The following is a 9,619-nucleotide window of genomic DNA, read 5'->3' on the forward strand; positions in this document are numbered from 1 at the left end:
CGGATTTACTAGGTCTCCAACAACAGCTGCGAATCAAGCAAAAAAACTGATTACAGTGCCTGAACTGCGCCGTATCAAACACTTTTTTTTTTTTCAAGCAGAAGACGGCATACGATATAGGCTCCGGTCTCGTGGGCTCGGAGATGTGTATAAGAGACAGTCCCCGTCCAGACGGGCGGCCCCACCGACGTCGCCCAGCTTCGCGCCGGGGACAGCCACACCTGCGCCCTGCTCAACGACGGCTCCGTGCGCTGCTTCGGCAGCGGCGCGCAGGGACGGCTCGGCTACACCGGCACCGCCAACGTCGGCGACGACGAGACGCCCGCGTCCCTGGGCCCCGTGCCCCTCGCCCCCGGGGAGAAGGCCGTGCAGCTGGCCACCGGCCTGGGCCACACCTGCGCCCTGCTCTCCACCGGCCTCGTGCGCTGCTGGGGCGCCAACGCCTTCGGACAACTGGGCCTGGGCCACGTGCGCACCCTCGGTGACGACGAGCCCATCGCCAGCGTGGGCACCGTCCCCCTGGGCGGGGCCCGCGCGCTGCGCATCACCGCGGGCGACAACCACACCTGCGCCCTGCTCACCTCCGGCCGCGTGCGCTGCTGGGGCGCCAACGCGCGCGGACAACTGGGGTACGGCCACGTCCTCAACCTGGGCGACGACGAGGCCCCGCCCACCGACGACGTCCCCGTGGGCGCGCCCGTGCAGGACCTGGTCGCCGGCGGCAACCACACCTGCGCCCTGCTCTTCTCCGGCCGCATCCGCTGCTGGGGCGCCAACAGCTTCGGGCAACTGGGTTACACCCGTGACGACGATGTGGGTGACACCGAGTTGCCCTCCACCGCGGGCGACGTGGACGTGGGCGGCGCCACCGTGCAGCTCGCCCTGGGCGCCAACCACACCTGCGCGCTGCTGGACTCCGGCGCCGTGCGCTGCTGGGGCGCCAACAGCACGGGGCAGGTGGGCAACGGCAACCCCGACTACGCCACGCCCCGCACCCAGGTGGAGCTGGGCTCCGGCCTGCGCGCCGTCCAGGTGGCCGCGGGCGCCCAGCACACCTGCGCCCTGCTGGAGTCCGGCCAGCTCAAGTGCTGGGGCAACGGCGCCCGGGGCCGGCTGGGGCAGGCCAGCGTCCGCTCCCTGTCCGCGCCCCCGGCGACCGGCATCGACGTGGGCGGCGCCCCCGCCGTGTTCCTCACCGCCGGGGGGCAGCACACCTGCGCCGTGCTCGCCACCGGCCGCGCGCTGTGCTGGGGCTTCAACACCGCCGGACAACTGGGTTACGGCCACGTGCGCGCCATCGGTGACGACGAAGCGCCCGCGCTCGCCGGGAGCATCCTCCTGGTGTCGCCGTGACACCGCCACGACGCCCGGTCGCCTGCCCTCCGGCCTCACCGGGGTCGGTGCCGGAGCAGGTTGCTGGACACGGGGACCGTTACGAATCTCAGTCGGACGGAGGAATCCATCATGGCCGACAACGACAAGCGTCAGACGCCCCCGCAGCCCGCCGAGGACTTCTACGGGCGCCCGACCGGAGCGCCTCGGGACGACTCCGCCGCGCCCCGCGAGGGCCAGGGCTCCACGTCCTCCTCGCCTCGCGATGAAGAGGCGGACCGCAAGGCCCACCCGCGCCCCGACACGGACGACGATGACCGCCCCGAGCTCACCGAAGCCGACGAGAAGGGCGTCCGTCCCCGTGAGGCCGGCGACGCGGACGACCGCGACCTGACGCCCCGCGACGCCAGCGGCATGCATCCGTACGACCCTCGCGAGCGCGCTCCCGGCGCCTCGCTGGACGACATGCCGGACGGCGACGGTCCCCGCAGCGACGCGGGCACCAATCCCCTCTCCGACGTGTACCGCTACGGCCACCCGGACCGCATGCCGGACCGCGAACGCTGACCGGCGAAAGACAGACATCCTTCAAAACAACCGGGCCAGGAGCCGGGCACACCGTGCCCCGTCCTGGCCCTTGTCGCGTGCCCTGGGAGGGCCTCACCCCACGCGGCGCGGCGCGTGCTCCAGGCGGTGGGCGTCCACCCACGCCTGCGCCTGCGTCATCGTGTCCACGAAGACCGTGTCGAAGCTGGCCGCGTGCCCGGTGAGCAGCATCGCCACCGACATCGCCTTGCCCACCACCCGCTGCGACAGGTCGGAGCCCACGTACACCACCGAGCGCATCCACTCCGCGCGGACGTTGTTCGCCAGGTACTTGCGCGACTCGGCCGGCAGCTCCGAACCCGGCACCTCCGCCACCAGGTAGAACGGCCCGTGGGCCGCCATCTCCTCGTAGACGCGCAGGCACCACTTCGCATCCTGCAATCCCACCAACCCCACGTACCGCGTATGCAACGCGTCCGGCGCCAGCATCCGGATGCGATGCGCGCCGCACGTCCACTCGCGTGATTGATCCATTCGGTTCACTCCCCCCGTTCAGGCCTGCCCCCACCCTACGCCGACTCCCGCCATCCCAGGGAAGAGCCGCTCCGCGAACCTGCCCTGAAGGGCATGTCCTGCCTGTCCTTTGGATGTCAGACCCCCTGTGTACTGTGTACCCATTCCGACAGCCTTCCAGAGGGGGAATCACCGTGCCGGAAACCCGTGAAATGCCGCGAGTGTCGGTCAACAAGTTGGGCGAGTACCTCATCGCGACGCCCGCCCGCAGGAAGCGCATCATCCACGACCAGAAGCACCCGCCGGACGCGCAGTACCTGCGCTACCCGGAGGCGTCGTACGCCGTCACCGACTTCCTCTGCCGTGGCCTGGACATGAACGTGCTGCGGGAAGCGCAGCGCCGCTTCGCCTGCGCGGTGCCGACGTCGGAGTTCGAGGCGCAGCGCATGCAACTGTGTTCAGAGGCGCTGGAGCGCTTCGCGGACCTGGTGCCGTGGCTGGATTTGGACGACGCCATCATCAGCCCGGTGGGCGCGGAGCCGCCGGTGCTGGAGATGGCCGGCGTCACCATCAGCGTGCGCCCGGAGGTGGTGGTGCAGCGGCTGGACAAGCAGGGCAACCCGCGCGTGGGGTTGATGAAGCTCTACTTCTCCAAGACGCACCCGCTGGACGAGCGGTCGGGGCAGTACATCGGCACGCTGCTGCAGCGCTTCGCGGAGCAGCACCTGTGCCGGCTGGGCCCGGCGGACCACCGGCTGATGACCGTGGTGGACGTGTTCGCGGGGTCGCTGTTCGTCGCGCCGCGCGCGCACATCCGCCGGCTGGGTGACGTGGTGCTCGCGTGCGAGGAGATCGCCGAGCGCTGGGCCGTCCACTGAAGCAGCGCCCGCCGACCGCGCCCCGTCCTCAGGGGAGCGGTCCGGCGGGAGGCAGGGCGTGGCGCTCGCGGTGCGCGTCCAGCCACTCGCGGGCCTCCTTGCGGGTCTCCAGGAAGCAGGCGTTCAGCCTGGTGCGCCCGGTGAACTGGAGCGCCACCACCAGCGCGCGCAGCACCTCGCGCTGGGAGCGCTTGCCCCCGAAGAAGACGACGGCGCGGAACCACTCCGGGCGCACGTGCTCGGCCAGGTACTTGCGCGGCGCCAGCGGCAGCGCGGTGCCATCCGTCATGGGCCCCATGGAGCTGCCCAGGTCCACCACGAGGTAGAAGGGCCCGCCCAGTTGGGCGTGCAGCTCCTGGAGCACGCCCATGAGCTGGTGCACCTCCTCCTCGGAGAAGGTGCCGCGGATCGTCGCCCAGAGGACGTCGGACGACTCCAGCGACACGCGCTGTGCCCCGAAGACCCATTCCCGTAGCGCTGCCATACCCTCTCCCACGCAGAGTCTCCGAGGGTACTCAAAACCGGAGCAACGTCACCAGTCCGTGACGCCCTCTTTCCCGGGTGATGTGTCCACACGCGACCTTACGGGTCCCGCTCCCGCGCGCCGGGGGTGGCCCCGTGGGATGGGTGCGGCCGGGTCCCGTCGCGTCGTCGACACTCGCACGCGGGGTAACGGCGCCGGGTGAACGCCCTGTGTCCGGCGCGGTTTTTTCCGTGGGGGGAGGGTCTGCCGGGTGGTGAACAGAAGCCGCTATGATTGCCGGCAGGCGGCCGTGCGGACGGTCGCCGGTGGGTGCGTCCCCGACCGGTTGTCGGGACGCGCCTCCTTGCTCACTGTGAAGGGTCTCGCGCGAAGGCGCGGTGGATGGGGGCGTGGTGCTGGACTCCTTGTGGAACAAGCGCGCCGTGCTCGTGTCGGGCAAGGGCGGCGTGGGGAAGACGACGCTGTCCGCGGCCATGGCCGTGGCGGCGGCGCGCTCCGGGCGTCCGGTGCTGCTGGCGGAGCTGTCCCCGGACGAGGGCGGTCCGTCCCACCTGGCCGGTCTGGTGGGCGCGAAGGACGCCGGGGCCAAGGTGGTCCCGGTGCGGCCGAACCTGTCCTTCGTGCGCCTGTCCGCCTCCGAGGGCCACCGTCAATTCCTGGAGGAGACGCTGCCGGCGAAGTGGCTGGCGGAGGCCGCGCTGCGCTCGCGCGCGCTCCGGCGCTTCCTGGAGGCCGGGCCCGCGCTCAAGGAGATGGGGCTGCTGTACCAGATGCTGACGCTGGTGCGGCGCACGCACCCGGATGGCCGGCCCCTGTACCCGCTGGCGGTGTTGGACCTGCCCGCCACCGGCCACGCGATGGCGCTGGCCACGCTGCCCCGAAGCCTCCTGTCGCTCATCCCGGGCGGACCCATTGGCCGCGCGATGCGCGAGGGCCTGGACCTGTTGCAGGACCCCAAGCGCACCGGCGTGGTGCTCACGACGCTGCCGGAGCCCCTGCCGGTGAGCGAGACGCTGTCGCTGGCGAAGGAGCTGAAGGACGTGGGCCTGCCCTTGTCCGTCGCGGTGCTCAACCGGCTGCCGGAGGACCCCTTCACGCCGGAGTCACTCGCGGCGCTGGGGCGTTTGTTGGAGACCCATGGGCCGCACCGGGGCCAGCGGGCGCTGGAGCGGCTTGAGCGCGCCCGGGAGGCCCGCCAGCGGCTCCAGGCGGGCACGGCCGTGCCACAATGGGGGCTGCCGGACCTGGCGCTCACCGGGCCGGCGTTGGTGGAGCGGCTGTCGGAGCTGTTGGTGCCCACACTCGAGGAGGCCGCCCATCCCGGCGGCCGGGAGGCCACACCATGAACCTGGACGCCATGCTGCGCGACAAGCGGGTCATCGTCCTGTGCGGCGCCGGAGGGGTGGGCAAGACGACGACGGCGGCGGCCCTGGGCGTGGCCGCGGCGCGCGCGGGGCGCCACGTGCTGGTGCTCACCATCGACCCGGCGCGCAGGCTGGCGGAGGCCATGGGGCTGAAGGAGAACGGCCCGGAGCCCACCACCGTGCCCCCGGAGCGGCTCTACGCGGACGGCCCCCGGGGCGAGGGCCGGCTGGACGTGTGGATGCTGGAGCCGCGCGTCGTCTTCGAGCGCATGGTGCGCAAGCTGTCCGCCACGGAGAGCGCCGCGCGCTCCATCCTGGACCACCGGCTGTACCGCTTCCTGTCGGAGCTGGTCGCGGGCGTGCAGGAGTACGCCGCCGCGGAGGCCCTGGACGGCTTCCTCACGGACGGCCACTACGACCTCATCCTCCTGGACACCCCGCCCAGCCGCCATGCGCTGGACTTCCTGGAGGCGCCGGGCCGGCTGGCGCGCTTCCTGGATGACCGGGTGATTTCGCTCTTCGGGCCCGACTCCGGCCGCACCGGCCGCCTGTGGCAGGGCGCGCAGGCGCTGGTGGGCAAGGTGCTGGATGGCGTCTTCGGCGGAGGCTTCGCGCAGGAGATGCGCACGTTCGTGGGGGCCTTCGGCGGGCTGTTCGCCGGCATCCGGCTGCACACGGAGCGGCTGCGTGCGCAGCTGGCGTCCAAGGACGCGGCCTTCCTGCTCGTCACCTCGCCGGAGGCCGCCGCGCTGCGTGAGGCCACCTTCTTCAAGGACACGCTCCAGGCGCGCGGCCTGCCCTTCGCGGGCTACGTGCTCAACCGCAGCTGGGCGCGCGAGGATGGGCTCGCCCCGGCCGCCAACCTGAAGCCCCACGCCCTCAACGCCGTGGACACCGACGCGGTGCTCGCGCTGGAGCACCTGGCGGGCGTGGAGGACGCGCGCGCGAACGCCCACCGTTCGCTGCTGGCGCGGCTGGCGGAGGGGCTGCCCCTGGGCGCGATGGCCATCGCCGCGCCGGACGCGGGCGCGGACCTGGAGGACTTCCGGGGACTGGTGCACCTGGGCGAGGCGCTCACCGTCGCCTGACGTCCGCGCTGGCACCCGGCAGGGCGGACGGGCAACCGTCGCCGCTCCCGGTCGGCTGGAGCTTTGCGCGCTTCGTGCGGCTTCCCATGTTCGTCAGGCCAGGAGGCTTGCGACGCACATGGGAACCAAGGACTACAGCAACGGCAACGGGCGGCACGACCTGGGGCGCGCGGATCGCTCCACCCCGCCCACCGACGCCATGGCCACGCACCGCCCACCGGACACGGCCCCACCGGGCTCGCGGGAGCGCGCGGAGTCCGACGTGAGCGGGTGGAACCCCGCGCGCGATGAGGAACCGTCCGAGCGCCAGGGACGCTTCCACCGCGCCGCCGCATGGCGCCTGGGCCAGGTGCGCACCGACGTGGATGACACCGGCACCTGGCGCGAGGACCGCGAGGGCGAGCACGGAGGCAGCGTGGGCCCGTACGGCCGCGACGACCGGGACGTGCGCGCCGCCACCGGACAGCCGCCCCGTGACCGCGAAGAGCGGAGTGTGCGCTCCGCCGGTGCTCGGGACGGACAGGACGTGCGCCCCGTGGCCATCCAGAATCCCCACGGACGCGACGACGTGCGCTCCACGACCGGACAGGGCGCCTACGGACGCGATGACCGGAGCGTGCGCCCCTCCGGGCAGGTCGCCGACCGGGTGATGGGGGACCAGGAACTGGAGATGCATCCCCAGCGCGCCGACTACCGCGACTGGGACCGCACCGGTTACGGCGGCGAGGAGCCGCTCCTGCGCGACCGCCGACCCCAGGTGTCCCGCGAACAACCCGCGCGCTCGACGCCGAGCCCCTCGGGCACGACCTCGCGACGCAGATGGCAGCGCGAGCCGCTCACCGCGCGCGACATCATGACCCGCGCTGTGCGCACCGCCCGCCGCGACAGCACCCTGCGCGAGGTGGCGCAGTTGATGAAGGAAGAGGACTGCGGCGTCGTGCCCATCGTGGACGCGGAAGGCCGGCTGTTGGGGCTCGTCACGGACCGGGACCTGGCGCTGCGCGCCTTCACCGGCGACCGCGCGGTGGACGGCCTGCGCGCGGCGGACGTGATGACGGAGGACATCGAGGCGGTGCTGCCGGAGGAGAACCTGCACGGCGTCATCGACCTGATGGGCCGCAGACAGGTGCGCCGCGTCCCCGTCGTGGAGCCCGACGACCGGCTCGTGGGCATCATCGCGATGGGGGACATCGCGAGCCGCGCGGATCAGGACGAGGAGTTGCAGGACGCGCTGGAACGCATCTCCTCGCGGCGCTCGTTCTGGAGCCGGCTCCGCTAGCCGCACCCGTGAGGCGCGGCGCACGAAGCCCGCGCCTCACGCGATGGTGACGACCACCCCGGACGCATCTGCGGCCACGGTGAACTTCTTCAGGTCGCTAGTCGCCTTACCCGTCCCCGGTGTCAAGACGCCTGTCTTGCTGAATTGGGACGCATGGCAGGGGCATAGCAGTCCGTTGATGCTCGACTCGAACCCCACCGGGCAGCCCTGGTGCGGACAGATGGAGTCCACCGCCGAATAGGTGCCGTCCTCCAGCTTGAAGATGAACACCGTATTGCCGTAGCCGTTGGGGTTGCCGCTCACCATGCCGCCGGTGTCCTGGAGCGCGGGGAATTCGGCGAACGTCAGCGTCAGCGTCCCGTTGACCACCGAGGGGAAGTTGTCGTCACCGGACTTGAGCGAGATGCTTAGCACCTGCGTGCCCGCGTTGTACGAGGCCACGTACGTCTTCAGCGGCACCGTGGCGGGCGCATTCGTCACCTCGCCCGTGATGGCGTAGCGCGACAGGTGGCAGGGACACACGGCCTCCTTGCCATCGAAGCCCATGGGGCAGCCCACGTGGGTGCAGGTGGCGGACAGCACCGCGTAGGTGCTGTCCGAGGGGTGCACCACCAGCAGGTTCTCCTGCCCGGAGCCGCCCGGAAAGCGCAGCGTCACCGAGCCGCCCACGCGGGACAGGTCCGGGTAGCGCTGCACCACCAGCGACACGATGCCGTCCTCACCCGGGGCGGGCACGTCCAGCAGCGGCGAGGGGTCGATGTCCGGCGCGCACGCGGGGATCCCCGCGACGGCGACGCCCGTGCCCAACAGCTTCTTGAAGAAGTCGCGACGCGACGAGCTCACGTGCCCTCCTGGAAGACGAGGTGGGGCTCCAACACCAGCTTGTCATCCACCTTCACCATCAGCAGCGTGGGGCGCTCAATCTTGTAGCCCTCCAGGCTGACTTCGAAGGTGCCGTCCGCGGTCACCTGCTTGGCGGACGTGAACTTCACCGTCATGGGGACCTCCACGTCCTTCGTCACGCCGTGGAAGGTGAGCTTGCCCTTGAGGGTCACCGGCACGGAGCCCGGGAAGGTCGCGGGGGGCTTCACGCCGGTGGCCACGGCCTTGAGCTCGATGAGCGGGAACTTCGCCGCCTCCGTGACCTCCAGCATGTGCGTGTCGCGGTTGGAGTTCTGCGAGTCGAAGTCCTTCACCTGCGCGCGCACGGCCACCTGGAGGGTGCCGTCCGGCTTCAGCACGGCCTTGCCCTCGCTGGGGGGCGCCTTGCCGGACACCTCGTGCAGCTTGTGGATGAGCTTGTAGGTGAGCGTGCTGGCGTCCTTCTTCACCGAGTACAGCCGCGGGGCGTCCTGCGCGGCGGCGGGGAGCGCGAGCATCAGGGCGGCAAGCGTGGCGAGTCGTCGAACAATCACGGCGTCCTCCAGAGGGGGTACGGCTCTGCCTCCGCACAACGGCCGGCGCGCGGAGACATTCACGGCAGGGGGGTTCACGTCAGAAGGTGAGCGTCACGATGCCCGCGGCGACACAGCCCAGCGTGGCATAGCCAACCACCTGGTGCGCGGTGGCGTACTTGGGCTCCTGCAGCTCGCCGTAGCTGTGGGTGGCCAGGATGCCCAGCACGGCCTGCGCGACCATGCCGGCGGTGGCCAGGCCCATGAAGATTTTATGGAACGTCACCGAGTCCCACTGGAAGGCGCGCTCCACCGGATCCGGCGCCAGGATGCCCAGCGCGCCCACCGTGGCGAACAGCAGCGACGTGCCGATGACGACGCCCCGGTGCCACGCGAGCAGCGACCGGTCATCCCCGCCGCCCCGGAACGAGCGGTTGAACTGGATCTGCCCCAGCACCGTGGCCGCCGTGAGGCCACCCGCCATGCCCAGGCCCAGGCCCTGGTGCAGCAGGAGCATGGTGCGGCGCGTCTTGAGCTGACCCTCCAGCTCCGGATCCAACAGGCCCGCGGTGGCCTCCGCCTCCGGCGCGAGCAGGTCGAAGTCCAGGCTGGGCTCCGAGGTGGAGGAGCCCGTGGAGGGCTGCGACTCCGGGGTGGCGGACACCGGCGGCGCCACGTCCGGCGTCACCGGCTGGGGCGCGGCGGCAGGGGCGGACTCCGCGGGCGCCGTCTCCTGGGGAG

The 9,619-nt window shown here is 71.7% G+C and carries 11 protein-coding genes and 1 pseudogene; 7 read left to right on the forward strand and 5 right to left on the reverse strand.

All coding sequences use genetic code 11. From position 1 onward, the window contains the following. Window positions 1-201 precede the first annotated feature (201 nt). The 3 genes and pseudogenes from D7Y13_RS49555 to D7Y13_RS32345 form a co-directional block, all read left to right on the forward strand. A pseudogene (locus tag D7Y13_RS49555) lies at window positions 202-264 on the forward strand (hypothetical protein); the annotation flags it as partial. A gap of 75 nt (window positions 265-339) precedes the next feature. Next, window positions 340-1,353, forward strand: coding sequence for an RCC1 domain-containing protein (locus D7Y13_RS32340; RefSeq protein ID WP_500683188.1), 1,014 nt, complete (start codon window positions 340-342; stop codon window positions 1,351-1,353). A gap of 111 nt (window positions 1,354-1,464) precedes the next feature. After that, window positions 1,465-1,899 (forward strand): hypothetical protein, encoded by a 435-nt coding sequence (locus D7Y13_RS32345; protein WP_233595944.1) that lies wholly within the window; start codon window positions 1,465-1,467, stop codon window positions 1,897-1,899. 93 nt (window positions 1,900-1,992) lie between these two features. Here D7Y13_RS32345 and D7Y13_RS32350 read toward each other — a convergent pair whose 3' ends face one another. Then, a complete protein-coding gene (locus D7Y13_RS32350; RefSeq protein ID WP_147444514.1) occupies window positions 1,993-2,412 on the reverse strand; it encodes an STAS/SEC14 domain-containing protein in 420 nt (139 codons plus the stop codon). 173 nt (window positions 2,413-2,585) lie between these two features. Here D7Y13_RS32350 and D7Y13_RS32355 point away from each other — a divergent pair, with 173 nt between their 5' ends. Beyond that, window positions 2,586-3,269, forward strand: a complete 684-nt coding sequence (locus D7Y13_RS32355; RefSeq protein ID WP_120537324.1) for a hypothetical protein — start codon at window positions 2,586-2,588, stop codon at window positions 3,267-3,269. A gap of 28 nt (window positions 3,270-3,297) precedes the next feature. Here D7Y13_RS32355 and D7Y13_RS32360 read toward each other — a convergent pair whose 3' ends face one another. Then, window positions 3,298-3,753: a SpoIIAA family protein gene (locus D7Y13_RS32360; RefSeq protein ID WP_147444515.1), complete on the reverse strand. Its 456-nt coding sequence runs from the start codon at window positions 3,751-3,753 to the stop codon at window positions 3,298-3,300. 389 nt (window positions 3,754-4,142) lie between these two features. On the opposite strand from D7Y13_RS32360, the gene D7Y13_RS32365 reads away from it, so the two are divergent. The 3 genes from D7Y13_RS32365 to D7Y13_RS32375 all read left to right on the forward strand — a co-directional run bounded on the left by D7Y13_RS32365 (window position 4,143) and on the right by D7Y13_RS32375 (window position 7,484). Then, a complete protein-coding gene (locus D7Y13_RS32365) occupies window positions 4,143-5,099 on the forward strand; it encodes an ArsA family ATPase (protein WP_233595945.1) in 957 nt (318 codons plus the stop codon). Further along, window positions 5,096-6,205 carry an ArsA family ATPase gene (locus D7Y13_RS32370; RefSeq protein WP_120537322.1) on the forward strand — a complete coding sequence of 370 codons (1,110 nt, stop codon included), beginning with the start codon at window positions 5,096-5,098 and terminating at the stop codon, window positions 6,203-6,205. The genes D7Y13_RS32365 and D7Y13_RS32370 overlap by 4 nt, the downstream gene beginning before the upstream one ends. 118 nt (window positions 6,206-6,323) lie before the next feature. Then, window positions 6,324-7,484, forward strand: a complete 1,161-nt coding sequence (locus D7Y13_RS32375; RefSeq protein ID WP_120585700.1) for a CBS domain-containing protein — start codon at window positions 6,324-6,326, stop codon at window positions 7,482-7,484. Between the two features lie 36 nt (window positions 7,485-7,520). Here the strand turns inward: D7Y13_RS32375 and D7Y13_RS32380 are convergent, their stop codons facing one another. The 3 genes from D7Y13_RS32380 to D7Y13_RS32390 all read right to left on the reverse strand — a co-directional run. After that, entirely contained in the window at window positions 7,521-8,327 is an 807-nt protein-coding gene (locus D7Y13_RS32380) for a QcrA and Rieske domain-containing protein (RefSeq protein WP_120585701.1), read from the reverse strand. Further along, a complete protein-coding gene (locus tag D7Y13_RS32385) occupies window positions 8,324-8,899 on the reverse strand; it encodes a YceI family protein (RefSeq protein WP_120537319.1) in 576 nt (191 codons plus the stop codon). The genes D7Y13_RS32380 and D7Y13_RS32385 overlap by 4 nt, the downstream gene beginning before the upstream one ends. A gap of 79 nt (window positions 8,900-8,978) precedes the next feature. Then, the coding region (locus D7Y13_RS32390; protein ID WP_120537318.1) for a hypothetical protein at window positions 8,979-9,619 on the reverse strand (641 nt) is incomplete at its 5' end.

Origin of the sequence: Corallococcus praedator (genome assembly GCF_003612125.1) — a bacterium.
Classification (GTDB): Bacteria; Myxococcota; Myxococcia; order Myxococcales; family Myxococcaceae; genus Corallococcus; species Corallococcus praedator.